This window comes from Streptomyces drozdowiczii (assembly GCF_026167665.1).
Classification (GTDB): domain Bacteria; phylum Actinomycetota; class Actinomycetes; order Streptomycetales; family Streptomycetaceae; genus Streptomyces; species Streptomyces drozdowiczii_A.
Genome location: NZ_CP098740.1, coordinates 4077704 through 4102580, shown reverse-complemented (window position 1 = coordinate 4102580; position 24877 = coordinate 4077704). Strand labels below are relative to the sequence as shown.

The window sequence follows — 24877 nt, the reverse complement described above, 5'->3', positions numbered from 1 at the left end:
CGCTCATCCCCCCATGGTGCACGGCACCGCAGGTCGGAGGTGGGGCGGGTCACCCGGAATTCACCGTCACGGAACGCGGGTCGAAGCCGAAGGGGAGTTCCAGGCGGTGGGCGCGCATCAGGGGCTCGTCGCAGAGGAGGTCCTGGGTGCGGTCGTCGGCGGCGATGACGCCTTCGCTGAGGATCACCGCGCGGGGGCAGAGTTCGAGCGCGTACGGCAGGTCGTGCGTGACCATCAGGACGGTGACGTCCAGGGAGCGCAGGATGTCGGCGAGTTCGCGCCGGGAGGCCGGGTCCAGGTTGGAGGAGGGCTCGTCCAGGACGAGGATCTCGGGCCGCATGGCGAGGACCGTGGCGACGGCGACGCGGCGGCGCTGCCCGAAGGAGAGGTGGTGCGGCGGCCTGCCCGCGTACTCCTCCATGCCGACCTGTTTCAGCGCCTCCATGACGCGTTCCTCCAGCTCCGCGCCGCGCAGTCCTCCGGCGGCGGGTCCGAAGGCGACGTCCTCGCGGACGGTGGGCATGAAGAGCTGGTCGTCGGGGTCCTGGAAGACGATGCCGACGCGGCGGCGGATCTCGGCCATGTTCCGCTTGTCGACCGGCATCCCGGCGACGCGCACCGACCCGGCACCGGCCTCCAGGATGCCGTTGAGGTGGAGGACGAGGGTCGTCTTGCCGGCGCCGTTCGGGCCGAGCAGCGCGACGCGTTCGCCGCGTCCGACGGTCAGGTCGACGCCGAAGAGCGCCTGGTGGCCGTCGGGATACGCGTACGCGAGGCCGCTGACCTCCAGGGAGGGCGGTACGGGGGCGGGGTCGGGGCTCATACGGTCCATCCCACCAGACACACGGCGAGGGCGAGCAGCGGGAGGGCGGAGGCGTACGCCCACTGGGTGCGGGATGCGGTCACCTGGTCGATGACGGGCATGGAGCCCGCGTAGCCCCGGCTGACCATCGCGAGGTGGACGCGTTCGCCGCGCTCGTAGGAGCGGATGAACAGGGCCCCGGCCGACTTGGCGAGGACGCCCCAGTGCCGGATGCCGCGCGCCTCGAAGCCGCGGGAGCGGCGGGCGATGGACATGCGGCGCATTTCGTCGGTGATCACATCGCCGTACCGGATCATGAAGGAGGCGATCTGGACGAGCAGCGGCGGGAGTTTGAGGCGCTGGAGGCCGAGCAGCAGTTCGCGCAGCTCGGTGGTGGAGGCGAGGAGCACGGACGCGGCGACCCCGAGCGTGCCCTTGGCGAGCACGTTCCAGGCGCCCCAGAGGCCGGGGACGCTGACGGAGAGGCCGAGGACGTGGGTCTGCTCGCCGGGCACGACGAACGGCATGAGCAGCGCGAACGCGACGAACGGCACCTCGATCAGCAGCCTCTTCAGCAGGAAGCCGGCCGGGACGCGGGCGAGCGCGGTGACGCCCGCGATGAGCAGCGCGTAGAGCCCGAAGGCCCAGACGGCCTCGCGCGGGGTGGAGACGACGACCACGACGAAGCAGAAGACGGCGGCGAGCTTGCAGTGCGGTGGCAGGTCGTGGACCGGTGAGTGCCCGTGCCGGTAGAGCTTGTGGGCGTGGCCGGCGCCCATGTCAGACCTTCTCGTCGGTACGGGTGTCGGCCTCGCCCTGCGTACGGCGGCGGCGGGAGACCACGTAGAAGGCGCCGCTGCCCGCGACGAGGGTGGCGCCGACGCCGATGATGCCGGCGAGGCCGCCGGAGAGGCGGGCGTTGGAGACGTCCTTGACGCCGTAGTCGGCGAGCGGGGAGTCCGCGGCGGCGTGCTCCTTGGCCTCCTTGTCGATGCCCTTGTCGGCGGCGACCTTCTCCAGGCCGTCCGGGTTGGCGGAGGCGTAGAAGGAGACGAACCCGGCGAGCACGAGGGCGGTGACCAGGCCGGTGACCCAGAGGCCGCGGGTCGGGCGGTGCGCGGCGGGGGCGGGCTCGCGGACCGGTGCCGGGGCGTCGACCAGTTCGCCGTCGACGCGGAGCTTGAGCGGGGCGGCGAGGCCCTTCGCGCCGTGGACCAGGTCGGGGCGGACGGCGAGGACGGCGCCGACGGTGAGCGCGGTGATCACGGCCTCGCCGATGCCGATGAGGACGTGTACGCCGACCATGGCGGTGAAGACCTTGCCGATCGGGATGTCGGTGGTCCCGCCGATCCAGTACAGGAGGGTGAAGACGCAGGCGGCGGCCGGTACGGAGACGAGCGCGGCGACGAACGAGGCGGCGGTCATCGAGCGGCGGGTGCGCGGCAGCACGCCGACCAGGCCGCGGAAGAGCGCGTAGGCGACGACCGTGGTCGTGATGCCCATGTCGAGGACGTTGACGCCGAGCGCGGTGAGGCCGCCGTCGGCGAAGAGGATGCCCTGCATCAGCAGGACGACGGATATGCAGAGCACCCCCGTATACGGCCCGACGAGGATCGCCGCGAGCGCGCCCCCGAGCAGATGGCCGCTGGTGCCGGCGGCGACGGGGAAGTTCAGCATCTGCACGGCGAAGATGAAGGCGGCGACCAGACCGGCCAGCGGCGCGGTGCGCTCGTCGAGCTCGCGCCGGGCCCCCTTCAGGCTGACGGCCACGGCTCCGGCGGCGACGACGCCCGCGACGGCGGAGACGGGTGCGTTGATGAATCCGTCGGGTACATGCATGGGGGAGGCTCCGCTTCCTGCGTTCTCGCGTTGCTGCGCCGGGTGCGCGGGGTCGTGAACCTCTCGATGATACGGCCCTCCTGCGAAGGGTTTGCAAGAGCGGCGCAGGCTCAACTACACAGGGTTCCCATAATGCTGTTTACGCAAAATATGGGACATTAGATAACAAAGTTGCAGAAGCAGGATGGAGAGTCGGCCCATGTCCTCCGTGATCCATGACCATGCGCGCGCCCGGCTCGTCACCGACGCCCGGGACCTTCCCGTCGTCCCGGTCGAGCTGCGGTTCGACGGCTCGGAGTCCCCGCGACGATCCGCATCGCCTATCCGGGCGGCACGGAGTGGGCCGTGGAGCGCGAGCTGCTGGAGCGCGGGCTGCGCTATCCGGTCGAGCAGGACGGCTGGCGGATCTGGCCGTGCGGCAGGGTCCAGGTGGTCGTGGAACGGCATGACACCGCCGGGGTGGACGTTGTCCAGTTCGACTGCGCCCCGCTGGTCCGCTTCCTGCGGCGTACGCACAAGGAGACCGAGGCTCCCCACGCCGCCGCGCGCACCTGAGCGGACGACGCCGAGAGCCCCCGTGCACACCGTGCACGGGGGCTCTCGCCGCCCCGGCCCCCCGTCCCCACAGGTAACCCGGGCTCCCGGGGCCGCGCACCGCTCGGACGCGGCCCCGGAGTCAGACCGCGCGGCTCACACGCGGATCAGCTCGCGCTCCCCGCCGGACTCCGGGCCGCCGTCACCGGCGGCGGGCTCGTCCAGGTCCTTGCGCAGGCCCTCGCCCTCGACGTCCACGTTGGGCAGCGCGCGGTCCAGCCAGCGCGGCAGCCACCAGGCGCGCTTGCCGAGCAGCGCCAGGACGGCGGGCACGATGGCCATGCGCACGATGAACGCGTCGAAGAAGACGGCGATGGCGAGCGAGAAGCCGATCATCTTGATCATCTGCTCGCTGGAGCCGATGAAGCCGGAGAACACCGCGATCATGATCACGGCGGCGGCCGTGACGACCCGCGCCCCGTGCTTGAAGCCGGTGACGATGGCCTGGCCGGGCTTCTCGCCGTGGACGTACGCCTCACGCATCCGCGTGACGAGGAAGACCTCGTAGTCCATCGCGAGGCCGAAGACCACGCCCACCATGAAGATCGGCATCATCGACATGATCGGACCGGTCTGCTCGACCCCGAAGAGCGAGCCGAGCCAGCCCCACTGGAAGACCGCGACGACCGCGCCCAGGGCCGCGACGACCGAGAGCAGGAAGCCGAGCGCCGCCTTCAGCGGTACGAGCACCGACCGGAAGACCACCATCAGCAGCAGGAAGGCGAGGCCGACCACGAGCGCCAGGTAGGGCAGCAGCGCGTCGTTCATCTTCTGCGAGAAGTCGATGTTCATCGCGGTGGAGCCGGTGACCAGCACCTCGGCGCCGGTGTCGGACTTGATGTCCTTGCCCGCGTCGCGGATCGCGTGGACCACGTTCTCCGTCTCGACGGAGCTGGGGCGGTCCTTCGGGACGACGGTGATCATCGCCGCGTCGCCGGCCTTGTTGAAGGTGGCCGGGGTGACGGCGACGACGCCCTTCATGCCGGAGATCTGGTCGCCGACCTGCTTGGCCGCCGCCTTGCCGTCCGCGCTGTCCTCGGTGTCCACGACGACGAGCAGCGGCCCGTTGAAGCCGGGGCCGAAGCCGTCGGAGAGCAGGTCGTAGGCGCGGCGCTGGGTGGTGCTGGTGGGCTGGGAGCCGTCGTCCGGCAGGCCCATCTCCAGCGAGGCGGCCGGTACGGCGATGGCGCCGAGGCCCAGGACGCCGACGAGCAGCACCCAGACCGGCTTTCGCAGCACGAACCGGGCCCAGCGGGTGCCCATGTTCGCCTTCGCCTCGGGCTTGTCTGCCGCGTCGGCGGCCTTGCGGGCCTTGCGCCCCACGATGCGCTTGCCCACGAAGCCCATCAGGGCCGGGACGAGGGTGAGGGCGATGAGGACCGCGATGGCGACCGTGCCGGCCGCAGCGAAGCCCATCTTGGACAGCATCGGGATGTTGACGACGGCCAGGCCGACGAGGGCGATGACCACGGTGAGCCCGGCGAAGACGACCGCGGACCCGGCCGTGCCGACCGCCCGGCCCGCCGCCTCCTCGCGCTCCCGGCCCTCGGCCAGCTCGGCGCGGTAGCGGGAGACGATGAACAGCGCGTAGTCGATGCCGACCGCGAGGCCGATCATCATCGCGAGCGTGGAGGTGGTGGAGCCCAGGTCGAGCACGTTCGCCAGGGCGGTGATCGTGGAGACCCCGATGCCGACGCCGATCAGGGCGGTGAGCAGCGGGAGCCCGGCCGCGATGAGCGAGCCGAAGGTGATGACGAGGACCACGGCGGCCAGGGCGATGCCGATGACCTCGGTGGCGCCGGTCTCCGGCATGACCTGGAGCGCGTCACCGCCGATCTCGACGGTCATCCCGCTCTTCTGGGCGTGGGTGCCGGCGTCCTCCAGCGCGTCCCGGGTCGCGTCGGTCAGCTCCATCGAGTTGACCTTGTACGACACCGAGATGTACGCGGTGGAGCCGTTCTTGGAGACGGCCTTGCCGGTGTACGGGTCGGTGACGGAGGCGATCTGGTCGGAGCCTTCCTTCAGCTCCCGGGTGATCTTGTTGACCTCGGCCTTGTTGGCCGGGTCCGTCATCTTCTCGTGCTCGGGGGCCTTGAAGACGATGCGCGCGGTGGCGCCGTCCGCACTGGCGGCCGGGAAGCGCTGTTCCAGCAGGTCGAAGGCCTTCTGGGCCTCCGTACCGGGGATGGAGAAGGAGCTGGAGGTCGCGGTGGCTGCGGAGGACGCGCCGAATCCGGCGAGCGCCAGCAGTGCCACCCAGATCAGGGCGACATAGCGGCGGCGCCGGAAGGCGAGCCGTCCGAGCTTGTAGAGGAATGTGGCCACGGGGGCGTACTCCCGGTCAGGTCGTTGAGTGGAAGAGGGCGTGAGGAACCAGCCCGACGACGAGAGCGGCGTGTCAGGTGGGGCTTGGGGAGGGGGCCGTGCGGGAAGAGCGCGGGGACCTGAGGTCAGACGCCGAGAGCGGGGAGGATCACGGAGTCGACGTAATCGAGAAGGAATGCCTGGTCGACCGGGCGGTCCTCGACCAGCTGCCGAGTGGCGAAAGCGCCGATCAGCATGTGCGGTACGTATCTGAGCGCCGGGTTGTCCGGGCTCACCTCTCCCCGGTCCACGGCCCGGCGCAACAGCGTGTCGAGACCGGTCATCTCCGGTTCGACCAGCAGTTCGCGCAGGGCTTGGAGGAGGTCGGGGTTGTTGTGGACGGCATGGCTCAGACCCCGCATCAGCGCGGCGTCCTTCTCCATCTGACAGTCGTCACTGCGGCTGAGCACGGCATGGAAGTCACCGCGCAGCGAGCCGGTGTCGACATCGCCGAGGGTGCCGGGTTTGTTGTGCCGCAGGGCCGTGACGACGAGCGCCGGCTTGCTCCCCCACTGGCGGTAGAGGGTGGCCTTGCTGGAATGCGTACGGGTGGCGACGGCGTCCATCGTGAGGGCGTCGTAGCCGACTTCGCGGAGCAGGTCGAGCACGGCGGCGTACAGCTCGCTCTCACGCTCGGGCGTGAGCCGTGTGCGTGCCATGATTCGACCTCCTGTCCGATCAGTCGTCGAACGAATCCGTATCGAACGAAACCGTTTCGTACAGCAGAACGGTACCCCGCCCGCCGAGCGAAACGAAACGGTTTCGCTTGTGGCTCGCACCACAAAAAGCGCGCCTCTCTGAGTTGCCGGGCCCCCTCCGCGCGGAAAGCATTGGGGGGTGAGTGACGACGTCTCGTATCTCCGGTTCCCGCACCTCCACGAGGATCTGCTCTGCTTCGCGGCGGAGGACGACCTGTGGGTCGCCCCGCTCGCGGCCGAGGGCGAGCGCCCCGGCCGGGCCTGGCGGGTCACCGTCGACCGCACCAGAGTCGGCCATCCCCGGTTCTCGCCCGACGGGACCCGGATCGCGTACACGTCATGGCGCAGCCTCGACCCGGAGATCCACCTCGCCCCGGTCGCCGGCGGACCGTCCCGCCGGCTCACCTACTGGGGCTCGACCGACACCCGGGTCTGCGGCTGGACGCCCGACCCCGGCGACGCGGCGCAGATCCTCGCCGTCTCCTCGCACAACCAGCCGTTCTCCTACTTCTCCTGGGCCTACAGCGTCCCCACCGACGGCAGCCCCGGCGGCAAGCTCCCCTGGGGCCCGGTCTCCGACATCGCGGTCGCCGACACCGGCGGCGAGCGCCGCACCCTGCTGCTCACCGGCACCCCGCCGCACGAACCGGCCGCCTGGAAGCGCTACCGGGGCGGAGCCATGGGCCGGCTGTGGCTGCACGGCGAGCGGCTGCTGCCGGACATCGGCGGGCACCTCGACACCCCGATGTTCGTCGGCGGCCGGATCGCGTTCCTCTCCGACCACGAGGGCGTCGGCAACCTCTACTCCTGCCGCCCCGACGGCACCGACCTGCGCCGCCACACCGACCACGACGCGTTCTACGCCCGGCACGCGGCGAGCGACGGGCGCCGGGTGGTCTACCAGTGCGCGGGCGAGCTGTGGCTCGTGGACGACCTGGAGACCCCGGGCGCCGTGCCCCGGAAGCTGGAGGTCCGGCTCGGCGGCCCGCGCGCGGGGCGGCGTACGTACCAGGTCCCGGCGTCCAGCCATGTGGACGCGGTGTCCGTGGACGAGACCGGCAGGGCCAGCGCCGTTTCGGTACGCGGCAGCCTGTACTGGCTCACGCACCGCGACGGGCCCGCCCGCACCATCTCGGACACCCCGGGCGTACGGGTGCGGCTGCCGGAGATGCTGGGCAGCGGGGGCCAGGTCGCGTACGTCACCGACGCGGAGGGCGAGGACGCGGTCGAGATCGCCCAGCTGCCGCGCGCCAGCGGCGACCGCCCGGCCCGCCGCCTCGCCTCGGGCCTGATCGGCCGGGTCCACGAGCTGGTCTCCGACCCGGACGGCGAACGCCTCGCCATCGCCTCGCACGACGGCCGCCTGCTGCTCCTGGACACCGACGAGGAGACGGCCACCGGCGAGCCGGTCGAGCTGATCCGGTCCGTCAACGGGCCCGTCCGCGACCTGGCGTTCTCCCCCGACGGCGCCTGGCTGACCTGGTCGCACCCGGGCATCGGCCGCTCGCTGCGCAAGATCAAGCTGGCCCGGATCGGCGGTCCGGGCGAGCCCGCGATCGTGGACGTCACCAACGGCCGCTTCGAGGACGAGAACCCGGTCTTCACCGGCGACGGCCGCTATCTGGCGTTCCTGTCCTGGCGCGGCTTCGACCCGGTCTACGACGTCCACACCGGCGACCTGTCCTTCCCGCTCGGCTGCCGCCCCTACCTGGTGCCGCTCTCCTCGGCGACCCCGTCCCCCTTCGCCCTGCTGCCCGACGGGCGGCCGGCGGCGGGCGGCCTGGACCCGGTCGACACGGCCGAGGCGGGGATGACGGAGGGGTCCACGGTCACCGTCGAGTTCGAGGGCCTGCAGAGCCGGGTCACGCCGTTCCCGGTCTCGGCGTCGAAGTACTCCGCGCTGGAGCCCGTGTCCGGCGGCGGTCTGGTGTGGCTGCGCTGGCCGATCTCCGGGGCGCTCGGCGAGACCTTCGCCAACCCGGCGGACATGTCGGGCCGGCCGACCCTGGAGCACTTCAACATCGCCAAGGCGAAGAAGACCGAACTCGTGGGCCACCTCGACTGGTTCGAGGTCAGCGGCGACGCCTCCCGGCTGGTCGTGATGGACGACGGCGAGCTGCGCGCGGTCCCCGCCACCGAGCCCGGCGACAACGACTCGACCGTCTATCTGGACCTGCGCCGCATCCTGCACGAGGTGGACCCGGCGGCGGAGTGGCGCGGGGCGTACGGCGAGGCGGGGCGCATCATCCGCTCGTACTTCTGGGAGCCGGACATGTGCGGCATCGACTGGCCGGGGGTCCTGGACCAGTACCGCCCCCTGGTCGAACGCGTCGCCACACCCGACGAGTTCGCGGACCTGCTGCGCGAGGTGCTGGGCGAGCTGGGCACCTCGCACGCTTACGTGTCGCCCGCGCGCCGCAACGAGGGACCGCCGCACTACCAGCGCGCGATCGGCCTGCTCGGCGCCAACTTCGCGTGCCGGGACGGCGACTGGACCCTGCTGCGCATCCTGCCCGGCGACTCCTCGGACTCCAAGGCCCGCTCCCCGCTGGCCGGTACGGGGATCCGCGAGGGGGCGGTGCTGACCCATGTGGACGGCCGGCCGGTGGACCCGGTCGCCGGGCCGTATCCGCTGCTGGCGGCGGCGGGCGGCACGACGGTCGAGCTGACCTTCCGCCCGGCGGAGGGCGGGGGCCGTCCGCGCCGTATCGCGATCGTGCCCCTCGTCGACGAACGCCCCCTGCGCTACCAGGACTGGGTCGCCAAGCGCCGCGAGGTCGTCCGGGAACTGAGCGGCGGCCGGTGCGGCTACCTCCACATCCCCGACATGGGCGGCTCCGGCTGGGCGCAGTTCAACCGCGACCTGCGCATGGAGGTCTCCCGCCCCGCGCTGATCGTGGACGTACGCGGCAACGCCGGCGGCCACATCAGCGAGCTGGTCGTGGAGAAGCTCACCCGGACGATCCTCGGCTGGGACCTGACCCGCAACGCCCAGCCCGTGTCCTACGCCTCCAACGCCCCCCGGGGCCCCGTCGTCGCCCTGGCCGACGAGGCGACCTCGTCCGACGGCGACATGATCACCGCCGCGTTCCGGCTGCTGAAGCTGGGCCCGGTCGTCGGCCAGCGCACCTGGGGCGGCGTCGTCGGCATGACCGGCCGCCACCGGCTGGGCGACGGCACGGTGATCACGGTGCCGATGAACGCGGCCTGGTTCGACACGTACGGCTGGTCCGTCGAGAACCACGGCGTCGAACCGGACCTGGAGGCGCTGCGCACCCCGCTGGACTGGGCGGAGGGGCGGTACGCGGTCCTGGACGACGCGGTCCGCACCGCGCTTGACCTGCTGGCGGCGCACCCTCCGGCGACGCCACCGACGTACGACACGGCCCCGGACCTGAGGCGGCCGCCGCTGCCGCCGAGGTAGCCGGGAGGCTCACTCCTCGTCGTCGTCCTCCTCCAGTTCGGCGTCCAGCTCCGCGTCCAACGCCTCGTCCAGCGCCTCCAGTTCCTTCGCCGGGTCGATCATGCGGGCCAGAACGTCCAGGTCGTCCGAGCCGTAGAGGCGGCGTACGCCGTCCCAGCCCTCGACGGCGGTCGCCAGGAGGCCCATGGCCTCGCCGAGGCGGCCGAGGTGGCGCAGGGCGGTCCCGTAGTAGCCGGCGGTCTCCGTACGGAACTCGTCGCTGTCGTCGCCCTCCTCCCAGGCGCGGCGGAGATACGGTTCGGCCTCGGTGTACGCGCCGCGCTGGACCATCAGCTTGCCCGCGATCATGGAGTCGAGGCGGGAACCGAGCCCGGCGGCGCGGACGTACCAGCGCTCGGACTCCTGGTAGTCGTGGTGGTGGTCGGAGAGCCAGCCCATGTGGTGGCAGGAGTGCTGGTCCCCCGCCTCGGCGGACTTGCGGTGCCACATGTCGCGGTCGGTGAAGCGGCGCAGCTTCGCGCACAGCTGCGCCAGGTCGTACAGCGCGTCCGCGTCCCCGGCGCGGGCGGCGGGCTCCAACCAGGGGATCAGGTGGCGGGCGTTCTTGCCGCCCCAGTCGTTGAGCATGTCCGCGTACTCGTAACCCGCCCGTACGTCCCCGGCCTCGGCCCGTTCCCGCAGTGCGGCCAGCTGCCGGTAGTCCGGCTCGTCCTCCGCGCGGGGGCCGCCCTCGCGGAGCGCGACGATCCGGGCGAGCTGCCGCACGGCGTCCTGGTCGTCCTCGCCGAACTCACGGAACCAGCGCTCGGCCTCGTCGTACCGGCCGAACCGCAGGCACAGCATCCCCAGGTTCCACTTCGGCGCCTCCTCGCCCGCCTCGACGGCGAGGAGGTGGGCGCGCTCGGCCATCGCCATCTCGCCGCGCTGCTCGCACTTGTTGCCGAGGAGGGCGGCGGCCTGCGGGACGCCCTCCTCGCGGGCCCGGAGCAGCAGCTCGATGGCCTCGGGCCAGGACTCCTCGCCGGTCTCGGTGAGGAACATCGCGTAGTACATCCCCGCCTCGGCGCTGAGCGCGGAGCCCCGGCGGTAGAGCGCGTCGGCGCGCGGGGCGAGTCCCGGGTAGTCCGCGAAGTGGGCGTCCAGCTCGAAGAGTTCGCGCACCGCCGCGAGGGCGGCGGCGCCGTCCTGGTCGGCCTCGGCGAGGTCCAGGGCGGCAGCGACCCGGTCGAATGTCTCCTCGAACGAGTCGAAGAGCTGCGACCAGCGGAAGACCGCGATGTCCCCAGCCCGGTGTCGCTCATCAGGAACGCGGACGCCTCCGCGGCCCGCCCCTCGGCGGCCATGAGCTTCCCCAGCTCGATCTTGGCCTCCAGGTGCCGTCCGTACTCCCACGCGTGCCGCAGCCACTCGGCCGCCTCGTCGTTCCTGCGGTCCTCCCGCAGCAGCACCCCGAGCCCGTACGCACACCCCGCGTCGAACTCCGCGACGGCCCGGTACAGCGCCTCCGCCGCGTCCCGGTCGCCCCGGACCTTCCGGTACCGGGCGAGCGTGTAGTGCGCCCAGATGTCCCCCGCCTCGACGGCCCGCTCCCAGTAGGGGATGCCCTCGTCGATGTGGTGCCCGAAGACGAAGAAGTCACTGTGCCGGCGGGCGGCCCTGCCGTCCTTGTCCAGGGCGGCGGCAACCATCGCCTCGCCGCGGGCCTGTATGTGCTCGGTGGTCATGGACGCATGCTGCCAGGCGAGTTGACACCCCCCGGACCCGGCCCTTGCCCGTGCAGCGGGCGTAGACCGTACGAAGACGTACGGGCTGTGCGCCAGCGGGTGCAGGACGGCACCGTCGGCACCGGCGCGCGCCAGCTTCAGCCAGTCCGCAGGCGTATGCATCCCCATCACCCCACCCCCGTGCGAGCAAGCGTACGAGCCCGGCTTGCGTCTCCCCCGGCGGGAGACCCCAAGCTGGCCCCATGGACGGCAACGCGCTCCTCTCGATCGGGGAGCTGGCCCGGCGGACCGGGCTCAGTGTGAAGACGATCCGGTACTACTCCGATCGCGGAATCGTGATGCCGTCCGCCCGCACCCCGGCCGGCTACCGCCGCTACGGCCCCGACACCGTGGCGCGCCTCGCGCTCGTACGGACGCTGCGGCAGCTCGGGCTCGGCCTGGACACGATCCGCAAGGTGGCCGACCGGGAGCTGCCGCTGCCCGAAGTCGCCGCGGCGCACGTGGAGGCGCTGGAGGCGCAGATCCGCGTCCTGCGCCTGCGGCAGGCGCTGCTGGCCGCCGTGGCCGAGCGCCGGCTCACCCCCGAGGAGACCGATCTCATGCATCAGCTCGCCCGGCTCACCGACGACGAACGCCGACGCCTCGTCGCCGACTTCCTGCACGCGGTCTTCGACGGCGTCGACCTCCCCGGTGTCGCCCGCACCCTCACCCCCGACCTCCCCACCGCCCCCGACGCCGAGCAGACCCGCGCCTGGGCGGAGTGGGCCGCGCTGGCCCAGGACCCCGGATTCCGCACCGCTCTCCGCCGGACGATCGCGGACCTCGCGGCCGAGCGGCCCCGAGGCGGCGTCCCCCGGCGCGACTTCGCCGCCGCCGTACGCGATCTCGTCGCCCCCGCCCTGGCCGCCGGGCTCGACCCCGCCTCGCCCGACGCGGACCCGGTCGTCGCGGCCCTCACCGCCGAGCACGCCCGCCCGGACGGGCTCCTCCCCCGGCTCCGGCGCCTCAACGACCCGCGCCGCGACCGTTACGTACAGCTGCTCGCCGTGATCAACGGCTGGCCGGCTCCGGAGAGCCCGGGCCCCGCGCTCGCCTGGGCCGCCGAGGCCGTACGCGTACGAGCTGCGTAACCTGCGTCACATCGCACGGCCCCCATGTCACAGCCGCACCCCCCTGTCTCGTCCCGGGAATGTACGCACCGCAGCGATCCCGAGGAGCACCCGATGAACGCACGGATCAACTACTTCACGAGCCCCGTCGCCGGGAAGGCCCTCAAGTACTTCATGGCCGTCGGCCGGGAGCTGAAGGAGTCGCCGCTGCCCGCCGCGACGCAGGAGCTCGTCGCGCTCCGGGTCAGCCAGATCAACGGCTGCGCGGCCTGCATCGACATGCACACCAAGGAGGCCGTCGCGGCCGGGGAGAGCGCGGTGCGGCTGAATCTCGTCGTGGCCTGGCGGGAGGCCACCGTGTTCACGGACGCCGAGCGCGCCGCCCTCGCCCTCGCCGAGCAGGGCACGCGCACGGCCGACGCCGCGACCGGGGTGGACGACGACACCTGGGCGCACGCCGCCGAGTTCTACGACGAGGAGCAGTTGACCGCGCTCGTCATGCTGGTCTCGTTCATGAACGCGGTGAACCGGCTGAACATCATCACGCAGCAGCCGGCGGGCGACTACCAGCCCGGACAGTTCCACTGAGCGGAAGCGGCGAGGGAGAGGAACGGGCATGGGCAAGGCCGAGGAGTTCGAGGAGCTGCGGGCGCTGCTGTTCTCGATCGCGTACCGCATCCTGGGCAGCGTCGCCGAGGCGGAGGACGCCGTCCAGGAGACCTGGCTCCGCTACGACGCCTCGGCCACCCGGCCGGATTCGGTGAAGGCGTTCCTCTCCACCACGGTGACCCGGATCGCGATCGACGTGCTGCGGTCGGCCCGGGTGCGGCGGGAGGAGTACGTCGGCCCGTGGCTGCCGGAGCCGCTGCTGGACGACCCGTACGCGGACCCGGCGCGGGCCGCCGAGCTGGCGGACTCGGTGTCGATGGCGTCCCTGCTCCTCCTGGAACGGCTCAGTCCGCTGGAGCGGTCGGTGTTCGTGCTGCGGGAGGTCTTCGCCTTCGGCTTCGGGGACATCGCGGCGGCGGTGGGCCGCTCCGAGGCGGCCTGCCGCCAGCTGCTCGTACGGGCCCGACGGCACATGCACGAGGGCCGGCCCCGGTTCGAGGCGGACCGCGCGGAGCAGCGCGAGCTGGCGGCCCGGTTCTTCGACGCGCTGTCCCGGGGCGATGTGGACGGGCTGCGGAGCCTGCTCTCCGCCGACGTCCAGCTCGTGGGCGACGGCGGCGGCAAGGCCCCGCAGCTGGCCCGCACGGTCGTCGGCGCGGACAACGCGGCCCGGCTGCTCGCCACGGTCTACCCCCTCATGGCCGAGGCCGGCATCACCTGCGAACCGCGCGAGGTCAACGGCCGCCCGGGGGCGCTGTTCCGCGTCCGCGACGGCGGCGTGCTCCACATCCTGTCCCTGGACGTGCTGGACGGGCAGATCCAGACGGTCCGCTCGATCATCAACCCGGACAAGCTCGGCCACCTGGGCCCGGTGGCGGACGCGTGGGCGGCGGACCGCGAGGTGAGGGCGCTGCGCAGGCGGGACGGCTGAGCGTTACGCGCCGTCCTCGGCGGCCCGCGCCGCGCGTTCGATCTTCGCGCGGTGCGCCTCCCAGTACGCGTCGTCCTCCCGCGGTTCGGCGTACGCGGCCGTCCTGCCCGTCGCGTGGTCGAGCTGTTCGCGGAGGATGTCGGCGTGGCCCGCGTGGCGGGCGGTCTCGCCGTGCATGTGGATCATCACGTCGGACAGCCGCACCTCGGGCTGCCGCCACCACTCCACCCGGCCGGGCGCGTCGAGCGGCAGCGCGGCGATCGTCGCGTCCGTGTGCGCCCACACCCGTCGGTACAGGGCGACGATCTCGTCCCGGGTCTCCTCTTCGGTGGCCCACATGTCCCGGCTGCCCGGTTCGTTGTCGTCCCACCGGGGAAGCGGCTCGGGGAACGGCCGCCCGAAGACGTCCCCGAAGTACCGGGCCTCCCAGAACGACAGGTGCTTGACGAGCCCGAGCAGATTGGTCCCGGTCCAGGTCAACGGCCGCCGGATGTCGTACTCGCCGAGCCCGTCGAGCTTCCAGACCACGGCCTCCCGGACGGTCCGCAGGTTGTAGTGGAGACGTTGTTTCACCGCGTCATCGATCATGCGTACCGACTCTGCCATCAGGGGGACCCGTCCGGAACGCCGGACCGATGACTTTTCCCGCGCCGCGCAGTCTTAACCCACGTAAAGCCGACCGCACATAGCCCACCGCACATACCCGACGCCGAGGACACCATGCGCACACTCATCAGCACCGCCTTCGTCTCCCTCGACGGTGTCATGGAGGCCCCGGGCGGCGAGCCCGGCTACCGGAACTCCGGCTGGACGTTCAAGGGCATCGACTTCCTGCCCGAGGCGTACGAGATCAAGGGCCGGGAGCAGGAGGAGGCCGGGGCGCTCATGATGGGGCGGCTCAGCTACGAGGCGTTCAGCCCCGTGTGGCCCGGCATGGAGGAGTTCGCCGGGTACAAGGCGATGCCCAAGTACGTCGTGTCCACGACACTCACCGAGGACGGCCTCGTGGACACCTGGGGCGAGACCCACATCCTCCGCTCCCTGGACGACGTCGCCGCGCTCAAGGAGACCGACGGCGGCCCGCTCATCGTCCACGGCAGCGCCACCCTCAACCACGCGCTCTCCGACGCCGGCCTGATCGACCGCTACCACCTGCTCGTCTTCCCGCTGCTCCTCGGCGCGGGCAAGCGCCTGTTCAGCGCGTCCGACAAGGACACCCAGCACCTGAAGCTCGTGGAGCACGAGGCGTTCCCCAACGGCATCCAGAAGAACGTCTTCGACGTGGTCCGCTGAGGCGCGCCCCTACCCCCACGACGAGAGGAACACACCATGCGCAAGGTCATCGTCACCACGTTCCTGACCCTCGACGGCGTCATGCAGGCCCCCGGCGGCCCCGAGGAGGACCCGGAGAGCGGCTTCACGCACGGCGGCTGGCAGAAGCCCACGTACGACGAGGGCGTCGGTGAGGCGATCGCCGCCTGGTACGAGGACACCGACGCGATGCTCCTCGGCCGCAAGACGTACGACATCTTCGCCGGGTACTGGCCGACGGCCGACCCGGACAACCCGTTCACGGAACGGATGAACGCCATGCACAAGTACGTGGCGTCCCGCACCCTGACGTCCGTGGACTGGCAGAACTCCACCCTCCTGACCGGCGACACCGCCGACGCCGTACGCCGCCTCAAGGAGACCGAGGGCCGCAACATCAACGTCGTAGGCAGCGGCGACCTCGCCCAGACCCTGATGCGCGAGGACCTGGTGGACGAGTACCGCCTCACCATCCACCCGGTGATCCTCGGCACCGGCAAGCGCCTCTTCGCGGACGGCGCGATCCCGACGGCCCTGGAACCGGTCACGGTCACGGGCACGAAGGGCGGCACGGTCCTGGCCGTCTACCGCCCGAAGGGGAGGCCGACGTACGACAGCTTCTAGCGCGGCTCGGCGCTGAGTGCGCCGCTCACAGATGGGGATCGATACGTTCCAGCACCTGCGACTCGGTGAAGGGCCCCGTCAGCCGCAGGGCCTCCGCCCCCTGTTTGAAGAGGATCAGCTCGGGAACCGCCGAGGGCTGGTACCTGGCGGTGACGCCGGGACTCTGGTCGATGTTCAGCTCCCCGGCGAACAGTCGGCCCTCCCGCTCCGTCGCCACGTTCTCGACCACCGAAATCATCAACTTGCAGAGCCCTGCCCACTCCGCCCAGAAGTGCACCAGCACGGGCGACCCCGCCGTAAGCACGGTGCTGTCGAAGGTCACATCATCAAGATGAACGGTCCTGCCGGCCACGCGCCCTCCGTTTCACCACGACCCATCGACCGCCATCGCTACCCACGGGGCCCGGCGCCCATACCTCTGGTCGTCTACGGCACGAGCGGGGACGGTCACCGAGGGCCGCAAACATCGACGGCGTCGGCAGTGGCGAGCCCGCCCAGACCCAATGCATACAGCTCATAGGGGACGCTTCCGTAGTCGGTCTGCCGGTCGGATGTGCCGATGCGGGTGAACCCGGCTTTGGTCAGGACGCGGCCTGAGGCGGGGTTGTCGGGGTGGTGCATGGCCTCCAGACGGTCGAGACCGGCGGTGGTGAAGGCTATGGAGACAACCTGTTGCACGGCCCGGGTGGCGTGGCCGTGGCCCCAGGTGTCCTCGCGGAGGATGTAACTGATGGTGCCCATGGTGCGCGTTCGTCGCCGCAGGGAGATCACGCCGATCATCTCGTGTGCGGTCAGGATGCCCCAGCTCCACTGCGCGCGCGGGGTTTCGACAGCTCGGTCAAGGGCGGTGCGGATCTTCTCGTGTGCCTGGTCGAGGGTGAGGGGTTTGCCGGTGGTGTGCCGGATGGAGGCGCCGCTGTAGACACGGGTGAGGGCCCGCGCGTCGTCGGGGCGTAGGGCGCGCAAGGTCACCATGCGGTGGTCAGCTCCTCCGCGGTGGGCCGGTCGGAGGGGTCGGCAGCCAGGCATGCGGTGATGGCGTCCTCGAACGCGGGGAACAGCCACGGGCGGACGTCGCGCAGGGCGGTGGTGGTGCCCTTGGCGATGGCGGCCAGCTTCTCCAGCCGGTCGGTGGTCTCGTCGTAGGGGACGGGTCGGTGGCCGGTCCAGCACCAGAACAGGGAGGCGCCCAGGCTCCAGATGTCGGCGGCCGGGTGTGCCTGGATGTGGATGCCGGCGGGGGTGGAGAGGATCGCGGTGGCGATCTCCGGGGCGGTGGTGTGGGTGAGGGCTCCCCGGTACGGAACGGCGCGGCGGTCGCCCGGGCCACAGGCGAGGGCGTAGTCGATGACCGCCGCCCGGCCGTCGCTCGTGACGAGGGTGTTGGTCGGCTGGACGTCCGCGTGAGCCCATCCGGCGGCGTGCATCCGGGCGAGGCGCTCCGTCCAACTGCGCGCGATGCCCGTGAGCCAGGACCGGACCGTGGCACGGTCTCCTTCGGGCTCGCGAGCGAGGGCGAGCGCCTGCCACAGGGGTACGCCGTCGATCCAGTTGACGGCCAGCCACCGGCCGCCCTCCCATGGCCCGGCGCCCACCCGGTAGTCGGGGCTGACGGCGCCGGCGGCCGTGAGTCGGAGAAGGTGGTCGTCCTCCTGGGCCATCTCCGCGGCCTTCTCGTGGGCGTTGTCGCCGTCGGGGTCGTTGGCCTTCACAGCGACCGCTCCTCCGGGGCCCTGGACCTTCCAGACCCGGGAGCCGCGCCGGTCGCTCAGGAGCTGGATCGCGCCGGGGGTGCCTGTGTGCCCGGCGAGGAGGGCGACGGCTTCCGTGGGGGGAGGTGGTCCCTGGCCCATGTGCGGATGTCCTTCCACTGAATGGGGATGTGCTCGAACACGTCGCGTCCGTCGTCGTCGGCCGCGGCGAGCGCGGCGGCCAGGTCGGGCGTCGCGTGCAGGAAGCGGGGGTCGCGGCGGCGGACTGCGGCCCTCACGGCGAGGAACGAGGCGGGGGCGACCGGGATCCGGTGTCCGGCTGCGGTCACTTCCACTTCGCCGGCGTAGAACTTGCCGAACATCACCCCGACCGGCCCGTAGACGTTCTTCAGCACCCAGTGGGGCCAGGCCAGCAGGCCCCTGTGCCCCACGCCGGGCACCTCGCCCACCAGGACGATGTTCTCGCACCGCAGAAGGCCGTGGGGCCGGCTCAGCAAGGGCCGCAGCCACTCCGCTGCTTGGGCGCCCGCGTGGAAGAGCTCCGCCTGGACGGCTTCGGCGTCGCCATCGGCGCGGTAAACCGTCCAGGTCGTCAGACCCTGCTGGAGGGAGGGCGCCAGGTAGGGGCAGTGGGCGGTCATCCGGTGTGCGTAGGCACCGATGTCCACGGAGCGCGGCCGGGTGGTGGCGGCCTCAACGAGGCGCAGCGCCCCGGCGGTGGGCCGGGGCGCTGCGCTGGTACGGCTGGTGGTCACCGGCGGTCAGTTGCCGGCTGGTCGGGCGCGATGTCGCCATCGCCGCCGGCGGGACCGCAGTCCCACTCGGCGACCACAACGCCGCTCTCGCGGTAACGGGCGATGGCGTCCCGGTCGACGTTGCCATCGGCGTCGGTGAACCAGATCTCGGGCAGCGGCCCGTACGCCTCTTCGTATGCGGTGACCCAAGCGATCGCACCGCGGCCGTTGTTCGCGACGTGACGAATCGGCCGGCCGGCGCTCTCCTGGCACAGGGCCTCGTAGGCCGGGGTACCGAGCAGGTCGTGCCACGCCTTGTCCACAGCCGGGGAGAACATCTCGGGTGCGCTCTGGCCGTTCTTGAAACGCTGACCGGTGATGATCAGGAACCGGCGCAGCTCGGTCGTTGCAGTGCTCATGGTGGTGCCCCTCTCGGTGTCGAGTGGTGCTCGCCCCATCCCGGATGGGAACGGGTGTGGTGCTTCGACGCTACGGATGCCACCGGTCCGGGCCCAACAAGATTGCGGGTAATTGCGGAGCTTCACTCCAGGGCGTCGAGCGCGTCCCGGATGAGGGCGCGGGCCGCGTCGCCGTAGACGGCCATCTTCGCCAGGCCGGCGAACGCCTTGGCGTAATCGGCGATTTCGCGTGGCTGCTTGACCTTGATCTCCGCCGTCAAGGTCTCCACCACGGCAGTGGTGTCGTCGTGGAGGTAGAACGCCTCCAGCGGCCACACGGTCCGCTGCGTGGTGAACGGAATGACCCCTAGCGAGACCGAGGCGAGCGGCATCACGGCCAGGAGGTGGCTCAGCTGCCCGCGCATCGCGTCGGGGTCGGCGGTGCGGTAGCGCAGGACGGATTCCTCCATGAGGACGACGTAGCGGTGGCCGCCCTCGTAGAGGAACCGGGAGCGTGCGACGCGGGCGGCGACGGCTTCGGCCACGTCGTCGGGGGTGCCCTGGAAGGCGGTGATCTGCTCCATGAGGGCGGTGGCGAAGCCGGGCGTCTGGAAGAAACCGGGCGGGACGTTGGAGACGTACACCCGGCAGACGCGGGTCCGTTCGTGCAGGGTGTTCCAGTCCTGCTGGACCTTGCGCATCCCGTCCTTGTGCAGGCGGCGCCACTCCAGGTACATGGAGTCGACGGCGCGGGCGGTGGCGATGAGGTCGTCGGCCTGGTCGTCCGCGTCGCACGCCGCGCACCAAGCGCGAATGTCCGCGTCGGAAGGCGGGGCGTCGCCCTTCTGGATGCGGGTGGTCTTCGCCGGGTGCCAGCCACACCGGGCGGAGAGGTCCCTCCCGGTGAGGCCGGCGTCCTTGCGCAGGTGCCGCAAGCGCACGGCCAGCGCCTCACGGGCTGCCTGTGCACTGGACGATGGGGATGCGGTCATGGGGCTGCTCAGGGGCCTAGACGGTGTACTTCTCGTGCGGGGTGCCGCGCTCCCACACCGTCTCGAAGGCGGCGTGGCACAGCGCGACGGCGGCCGGGTCGGTGGTGCGCTCCTTGCCGTCGGCAGCCCAGTCGCCGGTACCGGTGAAGTGGTGGAACTGCACGAGCCGGTCGTCCAGAAGCCAGAAGTCGTTGCCGGGCAGCGAAATGTCGGAGGCTCGGCGGCGGGGCAGCCAGCGCACGTCCTCGCCGGCCTGGAGGTTGAGCGGCGTGATGGCGTGCTCGTAGCGGATGTAGTCGGTGACCGGCTCGGAGACGATCCGTGCGCGGCGCATGACCACGCCGCGTGCGACCGCGTCCTTCACGAGCGGCATCCACTGGGGCCAGAACGAGCGGGAAGGGTCGAGGTTCGGGACGCCGGTGCGCAGAAAGGCGGCGTAGTCGTCCGTCTCGTCACCGACAGCGTACGTATCGCGCATCTCGAGGTGGACCGCCGCGTGGTGGGTGTCGGAGAGCAGCTCAGCGAACGTCGCGGTGTTCAGCTGCTGCGCGTTCAGCGGCATCGCACGCCTCCCTGAGAATCTGCACCATGCGGAACGGAAACCGAATCACGCGCTCATGCGGCGGAATCCCCGTCTTGTGGCCGGCCACCCACTCGGTTGATCCGACCAGGGCCTTGAGGAGGGCGTCGGCTTCCGCACCCTGAAGGACCAGGTCCGCGCTCTCCTCTTCCACCCACACCGTCGGTGATCCCTCGCCGCCGGTGTTCGGGTCGATCCCGACGAACCGTAACGTCATCATGTACTCCCCTTGAGTCGGTTGCGCGTAGTTGCGCAGACAGTCCCGCAGGCCGGCACTGGTGTCAAGGGCGCGTCGCGGCACGCACGTTCAGGTCCCGGTCATCCTCGGCACCCCTGCACGAGAGGCACGATTGCCGAGGGCCCCGTGAAGTCGGCGGCCACGGCGTCCATGATCACCTCGTCGCAGACCTCACCGAGCCAGTAGCCGGCGTCGCGGAGAGCACCGGCCGTGCGGAATCCGGCCTTCTCGTAGGCGCGGAAGCCCGCCTTGTTGGGGCGAGGGCCTTGAGCCGCACCATGCGCAGGCTGGTGACGTGGAAGGCGTAGTCGAGGGTGAGGCGGGTGGCGGCCGTGGCCAGGCTCTTGCCGCGTGCCTCGCGTGCGAGCAACACCCCTTATTCCGAGGTTCGGACGGCCGGGTCTGGCAGGGCGTAGTGATCCCGGCTGGTACCGGGTCACCAGTGAGGTCGTAGACGGTGAAGCGGATGTTGTTGCCCCAAAGCTGACACGCGATGCCCTCGGTGCGAGCCTCCAGGGATTCCGGACGCCCGCGACCGAAGGCGACGATCGGGGTGGGGTCCTGTTCCCAACGCCAATAGGTCTTAACAAACTCGGCGCGGTAAGGCCCGAGGCCGCAAATGTCGTTGCGAACCAGACGACCGGTTCAGGCATGGCGGTGATGGCGGCCCCCGGGGGCGAGGGCGGGCGTGCACGCAAGGGCGGAGGACGGTTCAGCGAGCAGCGCCAGGCTCAACCTGCACCAGCCTGCCGCCGCACGGGGGCGGCTGCACGACCGCCCAGGCGGTAGGCGCCGAGGGAGTACCGTCCTGCGGCCCGGACAGGTCGTACGAGAGATCCGGAGCAGTGGCCAGCGCTTCGACTATGCGCACCGGACCAACACCGGGTGACATCGGTAGGCTATGAGACTTCAACCAACAGGGACAACTCGGGCACCGAGTCGACCGCAAAACGCCGTCGAGATCACCTCCTGTATCGCCCTGCGACAACAGGGCGAAGGGACCTAGTTCAGCGAGAAGAGCGTTCCAGCGGCCCGTTGGACCGTGATGTGCGCCAAGAGGCCCGCACCCGGAAGTGGCATCACCTACCTGACCGCCACGACGTATGCCCGTGCCAGCAGGTCGCGCGTCCCCCCGACTCAATGAGTCCGGGAAGGCTCCCCCGCTCGGGCCGGCCTTGTGGTGTGGCGGCAGACGGAGTGATCGTGCCCGCGCCGGGTTCCGGAGTGAGACTCAGCCATGCTCGCTCGCGCCAATCCTGCTGCGGACACCAGGAGAAGCGAATAGTAGCGAAACGCCTACAAGACCTCGCCGGAGTCCGTAACCTGGGCGCAGCTATGGCGCTTTCGGGAGGGTTTGAAATGACCAACAAGCTTACGCGAGAAATCATTCAGGACACCTATTCAAACCCCGAAACGCAAGAACGAATTCTGCGGATAGATATACTGTCAGAGCTTCTCGGCTCATGCATCATTTCTGATTCCTACGAGGTTCCACCGAGGCTCGCGGCAGCTATCAAGCCTTCACCAGCGGGAGCCGGATTGATTAACCGGATCCAAAGTAACGCCAATCCTCGAAATGAGTGCACACTCGCCGCTTTTCTGCAAGTTTACTGGAACGAACTACTAGTGGACCCCGATGAGACGAATATCGAAACTATCGAGAAAGTAATTTCTGACGAAATTAAAAGGGAGCGCATCCTATTTCCGTACATCTATGGGCGAGAGCTTTACGAAAAGGCTTTCAATGACTTGAAGGATAATAATGACACCTTGACTCACAAAGACACGATGACACTGCTGGCAGGAGCTCCGCAGGGAGTGTTTCAGCTTCATGATTACGTGACAGGTCCCTACGGGCTCGCGCGGTCCCGAGGAATACGGTACTGCCCACCTTCCACCTGGGTACCTCTTCATCATTGCAGTGATCTTTCATGCATGAGATTGCATAATGTCCTCCTTGAAACGGGAGCATCGAAAATCTCAAAGGTGCGTACTAAAATGCGCGAAGTGTTGTCTCGACAAGAAAGCGCAGAGGGTGAGTGGAGCGAATTTCTGCGCGACCTGGTATCCAATTCCATCAACCCATTCTCCTGGAGGCATCCCGCTGGAATCCCAAGCCTTCTCGGCGATGTCTTTTCCGTAGCCGAAATGCGCCTGATTCTGCATGACCTACTTAATAGCACTCAAGGAAAACTCCGGGAATCGCTTTCCGAACTTGGGCAAGAAGTGAAGGAGGCAGAGAAATTTACTGAAGGTGTCAGCGAGGCCCAATCGCTCCAATTGATACTTCTGTGCCAGGACGAAGAAATTATTGATTCACTGGATTCGCTGATCCTATCTGGCGCAATCCTGATTCCACCAGCTGAGGTTCGCAAATCGCCCAGGCGGGCGAGAGGTACGGGATACTTCGATCTTATTCCTGAGTGCGCAAGCAGAGGTGTCAGGTTCCTCGGAGGCTCTTCACAAGCCCTCCTCCGGAGCCGCCACTTGATATCGAACCTATTCGATCTAGGGAATCCAGTCCAGCGCGAAAGACTCGAATGGCTTATTCGGGGAACGGACGGTTCTTCCTTCCAAGAGCAACTGGATCAGTTTGTATGTGGGGGGCCGCTCGATGATGCGCTGGGATCGCTCATTTTCGACAGCGGCACAAACCTCGAAAGGGCCGGGGCGTTCGTAGGCATCGGCCCGCGCGCCCGGCAGCGTTTGTCGAACGAAGAATCCCTTAGGAGAGCCATTACCTGGCGGCTTGGAATTGATGGCCCGCCTGAGTCTGATGTGTTGGTTGATTTCCGCCAGTATGGCGCCAGGCTAAGGGAACTGGCCATGAGAACCCATACGTATGCATCCGCAGATCAGGCGGATATCAGGGCGGTCGCTTCCAACTTCTTCGTGAAGGTGGAAGGGCTGCTTCAAGAGTATCTGAAGCTCGCCACTTGGGCCCTTCTGCGAGATCATTACGCCACATCCGGCTTTGTCTATTCCCCTGACGAAGCAGTTGCCTTCACAGTCCAGCAAATGAGCCAGGATCAAGCGGACGTCCAGTTTGCGAGTGATGGGAAGTGGACACTATTTCCAATGATTCGAGGTTTCGACATTCTGGCCAACCGTTTGTCCTCTTTGCAGACCGACGGCGCCACGCGACGCACCCAAACTGACTACCCCAAAATTCTTCGCTCCGCTTCCCCATACACGTTTCTCTTCAAGCATGTCCACCCGTACCTCGACTTGGATCCATCCGCAAGATCTCGCATCGTAGCTATGCTATCCGCTGCGGCACAAAAGTTGCGATCAGGCAAGGTGGACGAAATAAGGAATGTACTGCAGCATACTAATCCAAAGTTCCCAACTCAAGATGATGTTTTGGGCGCCATTAATGCCGCAGAGACCGTTCTTGCGGAAGCAGAGGAGGCGGGGTTCCTGCCGGTTGTGTCACGCCTGCGGGAGTCACAGACTGACGGTTACGGGAGGCGCACTTTGACATTGGGCACGGCAAATGGAAAAACCCTTCGCCTCGTCCGACCTTCATCCTACTATTTGACAGGGCTTCCGGTTCTATCCGAAGCGCAATATGTACTCAGGTCGGCGATCTATGAAAATTCTAGCGAGGTGCTTCGACTTTCCATTCGCGAGAATTCCGAGTACACCAGGCGGTGGTCTGAATACCCAAAGCGTCGCGGGGTTCGCGGAAACTCTGAAAATAGTCACCGCGATGACTGAGTGTGAGCAAACTTACCCTGGATCTCGTTGGTAGGGTTGAGCGTCGACGACATAGTCGTTGGCCGGACTGGGGGTGATTTCGTGGCAGTCTCGCGGCTGCCAAAAGTTGTCCCGTAACCAAGGCCCATCCCAGCGGGGGCGAGGTGCTCCGCGCGCCCAGGTTAGCCGGAGGGTAAGCATAACGTCGCCCGCGCCGGATGACCGTCCGCCACACAAACGCCCATCCTGCCGAGACCTTCCAAAGATCCTTTAGGGTACAGCCCTTAAATTCCAGATTGTCCCGCGCTCACCTTTCGCCTTAGGAGACTCCGTGGAGTGCCGGACCATACAAGAGCTGCCGCCCGGCGCTTGGTCTCGAGCAGCCACACAGACGAACGCTTGGAACTGCTCAGCCGTGACTGCCACGCCAGGGCGATGGGCCTTGCACTCGCCTCCGGCGAGCGGGGGTATGAGAGTCCAAGCCCTCGAACTCGG

Annotated in this window: 25 protein-coding genes; 9 read left to right on the top strand and 16 right to left on the bottom strand. The window is 69.3% G+C overall.

The genetic code is table 11. From position 1 onward, the window contains the following. Nucleotides 1-49: 49 nt before the first annotated feature. The 3 genes from NEH16_RS18730 to NEH16_RS18720 are packed head-to-tail and all read right to left on the bottom strand — an operon-like array spanning nt 50 to nt 2641. Nucleotides 50-823, bottom strand: a complete 774-nt coding sequence (locus tag NEH16_RS18730; protein WP_265543831.1) for an energy-coupling factor ABC transporter ATP-binding protein — start codon at nt 821-823, stop codon at nt 50-52. Then, nucleotides 820-1581, bottom strand: a complete 762-nt coding sequence (gene cbiQ, locus NEH16_RS18725; RefSeq protein ID WP_073968618.1) for a cobalt ECF transporter T component CbiQ — start codon at nt 1579-1581, stop codon at nt 820-822. The genes NEH16_RS18730 and cbiQ overlap by 4 nt, the downstream gene beginning before the upstream one ends. A 1-nt stretch (nt 1582) precedes the next feature. Then, nucleotides 1583-2641, bottom strand: a complete 1059-nt coding sequence (locus tag NEH16_RS18720) for an energy-coupling factor ABC transporter permease (RefSeq protein ID WP_073968619.1) — start codon at nt 2639-2641, stop codon at nt 1583-1585. A gap of 345 nt (nt 2642-2986) precedes the next feature. On the opposite strand from NEH16_RS18720, the gene NEH16_RS18715 reads away from it, so the two are divergent. Continuing rightward, on the top strand, nt 2987-3196 hold the full coding sequence (locus NEH16_RS18715) for an SsgA family sporulation/cell division regulator (RefSeq protein WP_265543829.1): 210 nt from the start codon (nt 2987-2989) through the stop codon (nt 3194-3196). 135 nt (nt 3197-3331) lie between these two features. On the opposite strand, the gene NEH16_RS18710 is transcribed toward NEH16_RS18715, so the two are convergent. Both NEH16_RS18710 and NEH16_RS18705 read right to left on the bottom strand, forming a co-directional pair. Further along, a complete protein-coding gene (locus NEH16_RS18710) occupies nt 3332-5560 on the bottom strand; it encodes an MMPL family transporter (RefSeq protein WP_265543827.1) in 2229 nt (742 codons plus the stop codon). A gap of 125 nt (nt 5561-5685) precedes the next feature. Next, on the bottom strand, nt 5686-6258 hold the full coding sequence (locus NEH16_RS18705) for a TetR/AcrR family transcriptional regulator (protein ID WP_073968622.1): 573 nt from the start codon (nt 6256-6258) through the stop codon (nt 5686-5688). A gap of 178 nt (nt 6259-6436) precedes the next feature. On the opposite strand from NEH16_RS18705, the gene NEH16_RS18700 reads away from it, so the two are divergent. Next, nucleotides 6437-9721: a S41 family peptidase gene (locus NEH16_RS18700; protein WP_265543825.1), complete on the top strand. Its 3285-nt coding sequence runs from the start codon at nt 6437-6439 to the stop codon at nt 9719-9721. Between the two features lie 9 nt (nt 9722-9730). Here NEH16_RS18700 and NEH16_RS18695 read toward each other — a convergent pair whose 3' ends face one another. After that, nucleotides 9731-10882: a tetratricopeptide repeat protein gene (locus NEH16_RS18695; protein ID WP_265543823.1), complete on the bottom strand. Its 1152-nt coding sequence runs from the start codon at nt 10880-10882 to the stop codon at nt 9731-9733. Between NEH16_RS18695 and NEH16_RS18690 the strand changes: the two genes are divergently transcribed. From NEH16_RS18690 to NEH16_RS18675, 4 genes are all read left to right on the top strand, one after another. Next, nucleotides 10853-11275: a hypothetical protein gene (locus tag NEH16_RS18690; RefSeq protein ID WP_265543821.1), complete on the top strand. Its 423-nt coding sequence runs from the start codon at nt 10853-10855 to the stop codon at nt 11273-11275. The genes NEH16_RS18695 and NEH16_RS18690 overlap by 30 nt on opposite strands. 412 nt (nt 11276-11687) lie before the next feature. Then, complete coding sequence (locus tag NEH16_RS18685; protein ID WP_265543819.1) at nt 11688-12575, top strand: MerR family transcriptional regulator; 888 nt, start codon at nt 11688-11690, stop codon at nt 12573-12575. Between the two features lie 93 nt (nt 12576-12668). Next, nucleotides 12669-13142: a carboxymuconolactone decarboxylase family protein gene (locus NEH16_RS18680; RefSeq protein WP_265543818.1), complete on the top strand. Its 474-nt coding sequence runs from the start codon at nt 12669-12671 to the stop codon at nt 13140-13142. A gap of 28 nt (nt 13143-13170) precedes the next feature. Then, entirely contained in the window at nt 13171-14094 is a 924-nt protein-coding gene (locus NEH16_RS18675) for an RNA polymerase sigma-70 factor (protein ID WP_265543816.1), read from the top strand. 3 nt (nt 14095-14097) lie between these two features. Here NEH16_RS18675 and NEH16_RS18670 read toward each other — a convergent pair whose 3' ends face one another. After that, complete coding sequence (locus NEH16_RS18670) at nt 14098-14682, bottom strand: DinB family protein (RefSeq protein WP_265543814.1); 585 nt, start codon at nt 14680-14682, stop codon at nt 14098-14100. Nucleotides 14683-14814: 132 nt separating this feature from the next. Here NEH16_RS18670 and NEH16_RS18665 point away from each other — a divergent pair, with 132 nt between their 5' ends. Together NEH16_RS18665 and NEH16_RS18660 are read left to right on the top strand one after the other, a co-directional pair. Continuing rightward, nucleotides 14815-15387: a dihydrofolate reductase family protein gene (locus NEH16_RS18665; RefSeq protein WP_265543812.1), complete on the top strand. Its 573-nt coding sequence runs from the start codon at nt 14815-14817 to the stop codon at nt 15385-15387. A gap of 36 nt (nt 15388-15423) precedes the next feature. Next, on the top strand, nt 15424-16029 hold the full coding sequence (locus NEH16_RS18660) for a dihydrofolate reductase family protein (protein WP_265543810.1): 606 nt from the start codon (nt 15424-15426) through the stop codon (nt 16027-16029). 25 nt (nt 16030-16054) lie between these two features. Here the strand turns inward: NEH16_RS18660 and NEH16_RS18655 are convergent, their stop codons facing one another. The 9 genes from NEH16_RS18655 to NEH16_RS18615 all read right to left on the bottom strand — a co-directional run bounded on the left by NEH16_RS18655 (nt 16055) and on the right by NEH16_RS18615 (nt 21056). Next, entirely contained in the window at nt 16055-16381 is a 327-nt protein-coding gene (locus NEH16_RS18655) for a thioredoxin family protein (RefSeq protein ID WP_265543808.1), read from the bottom strand. A 95-nt stretch (nt 16382-16476) separates the two neighbouring features. Then, entirely contained in the window at nt 16477-17004 is a 528-nt protein-coding gene (locus tag NEH16_RS18650) for a GNAT family N-acetyltransferase (protein WP_265543805.1), read from the bottom strand. After that, nucleotides 16998-17882 (bottom strand): protein kinase domain-containing protein, encoded by an 885-nt coding sequence (locus NEH16_RS18645; RefSeq protein ID WP_265543804.1) that lies wholly within the window; start codon nt 17880-17882, stop codon nt 16998-17000. Before NEH16_RS18645 ends, NEH16_RS18650 begins: the two co-directional genes overlap by 7 nt. Continuing rightward, nucleotides 17798-18496 (bottom strand): DUF6875 domain-containing protein, encoded by a 699-nt coding sequence (locus NEH16_RS18640; protein ID WP_265543802.1) that lies wholly within the window; start codon nt 18494-18496, stop codon nt 17798-17800. The genes NEH16_RS18645 and NEH16_RS18640 overlap by 85 nt, the downstream gene beginning before the upstream one ends. Continuing rightward, complete coding sequence (locus NEH16_RS18635; protein ID WP_265543800.1) at nt 18493-18894, bottom strand: hypothetical protein; 402 nt, start codon at nt 18892-18894, stop codon at nt 18493-18495. The genes NEH16_RS18640 and NEH16_RS18635 overlap by 4 nt, the downstream gene beginning before the upstream one ends. A 122-nt stretch (nt 18895-19016) precedes the next feature. Continuing rightward, nucleotides 19017-19865, bottom strand: coding sequence for a helix-turn-helix domain-containing protein (locus NEH16_RS18630; RefSeq protein ID WP_265543798.1), 849 nt, complete (start codon nt 19863-19865; stop codon nt 19017-19019). A gap of 16 nt (nt 19866-19881) precedes the next feature. Continuing rightward, nucleotides 19882-20427, bottom strand: coding sequence for a DUF6879 family protein (locus tag NEH16_RS18625; RefSeq protein ID WP_265543796.1), 546 nt, complete (start codon nt 20425-20427; stop codon nt 19882-19884). Next, a complete protein-coding gene (locus NEH16_RS18620; protein WP_265547254.1) occupies nt 20384-20662 on the bottom strand; it encodes a hypothetical protein in 279 nt (92 codons plus the stop codon). The genes NEH16_RS18625 and NEH16_RS18620 overlap by 44 nt, the downstream gene beginning before the upstream one ends. A gap of 175 nt (nt 20663-20837) precedes the next feature. Continuing rightward, complete coding sequence (locus NEH16_RS18615) at nt 20838-21056, bottom strand: hypothetical protein (RefSeq protein ID WP_265543794.1); 219 nt, start codon at nt 21054-21056, stop codon at nt 20838-20840. Nucleotides 21057-22042: 986 nt separating this feature from the next. On the opposite strand from NEH16_RS18615, the gene NEH16_RS18610 reads away from it, so the two are divergent. Beyond that, entirely contained in the window at nt 22043-24403 is a 2361-nt protein-coding gene (locus tag NEH16_RS18610; RefSeq protein ID WP_265543792.1) for a hypothetical protein, read from the top strand. The last annotated feature ends 474 nt before the right edge of the window (nt 24404-24877 follow it).

Excerpts from the sequence above, each read along its gene's own strand:
- NEH16_RS18730 (WP_265543831.1), bottom strand. The coding sequence starts at position 823 with ATGAGCCCCGACCCCGCCCCCGTACCGCCCTCCCTGGAGGTCAGCGGC.
- cbiQ (WP_073968618.1), bottom strand. The coding sequence starts at position 1,581 with ATGGGCGCCGGCCACGCCCACAAGCTCTACCGGCACGGGCACTCACCG.
- NEH16_RS18720 (WP_073968619.1), bottom strand. The coding sequence starts at position 2,641 with ATGCATGTACCCGACGGATTCATCAACGCACCCGTCTCCGCCGTCGCG.
- NEH16_RS18705 (WP_073968622.1), bottom strand. The coding sequence starts at position 6,258 with ATGGCACGCACACGGCTCACGCCCGAGCGTGAGAGCGAGCTGTACGCC.
- NEH16_RS18685 (WP_265543819.1), top strand. The coding sequence starts at position 11,688 with ATGGACGGCAACGCGCTCCTCTCGATCGGGGAGCTGGCCCGGCGGACC.
- NEH16_RS18680 (WP_265543818.1), top strand. The coding sequence starts at position 12,669 with ATGAACGCACGGATCAACTACTTCACGAGCCCCGTCGCCGGGAAGGCC.
- NEH16_RS18675 (WP_265543816.1), top strand. The coding sequence starts at position 13,171 with ATGGGCAAGGCCGAGGAGTTCGAGGAGCTGCGGGCGCTGCTGTTCTCG.
- NEH16_RS18670 (WP_265543814.1), bottom strand. The coding sequence starts at position 14,682 with ATGATCGATGACGCGGTGAAACAACGTCTCCACTACAACCTGCGGACC.
- NEH16_RS18665 (WP_265543812.1), top strand. The coding sequence starts at position 14,815 with ATGCGCACACTCATCAGCACCGCCTTCGTCTCCCTCGACGGTGTCATG.
- NEH16_RS18660 (WP_265543810.1), top strand. The coding sequence starts at position 15,424 with ATGCGCAAGGTCATCGTCACCACGTTCCTGACCCTCGACGGCGTCATG.
- NEH16_RS18650 (WP_265543805.1), bottom strand. The coding sequence starts at position 17,004 with ATGGTGACCTTGCGCGCCCTACGCCCCGACGACGCGCGGGCCCTCACC.
- NEH16_RS18645 (WP_265543804.1), bottom strand. The coding sequence starts at position 17,882 with ATGGGCCAGGGACCACCTCCCCCCACGGAAGCCGTCGCCCTCCTCGCC.
- NEH16_RS18635 (WP_265543800.1), bottom strand. The coding sequence starts at position 18,894 with ATGAGCACTGCAACGACCGAGCTGCGCCGGTTCCTGATCATCACCGGT.
- NEH16_RS18630 (WP_265543798.1), bottom strand. The coding sequence starts at position 19,865 with ATGACCGCATCCCCATCGTCCAGTGCACAGGCAGCCCGTGAGGCGCTG.
- NEH16_RS18625 (WP_265543796.1), bottom strand. The coding sequence starts at position 20,427 with ATGCCGCTGAACGCGCAGCAGCTGAACACCGCGACGTTCGCTGAGCTG.
- NEH16_RS18620 (WP_265547254.1), bottom strand. The coding sequence starts at position 20,662 with ATGACGTTACGGTTCGTCGGGATCGACCCGAACACCGGCGGCGAGGGA.
- NEH16_RS18610 (WP_265543792.1), top strand. The coding sequence starts at position 22,043 with ATGACCAACAAGCTTACGCGAGAAATCATTCAGGACACCTATTCAAAC.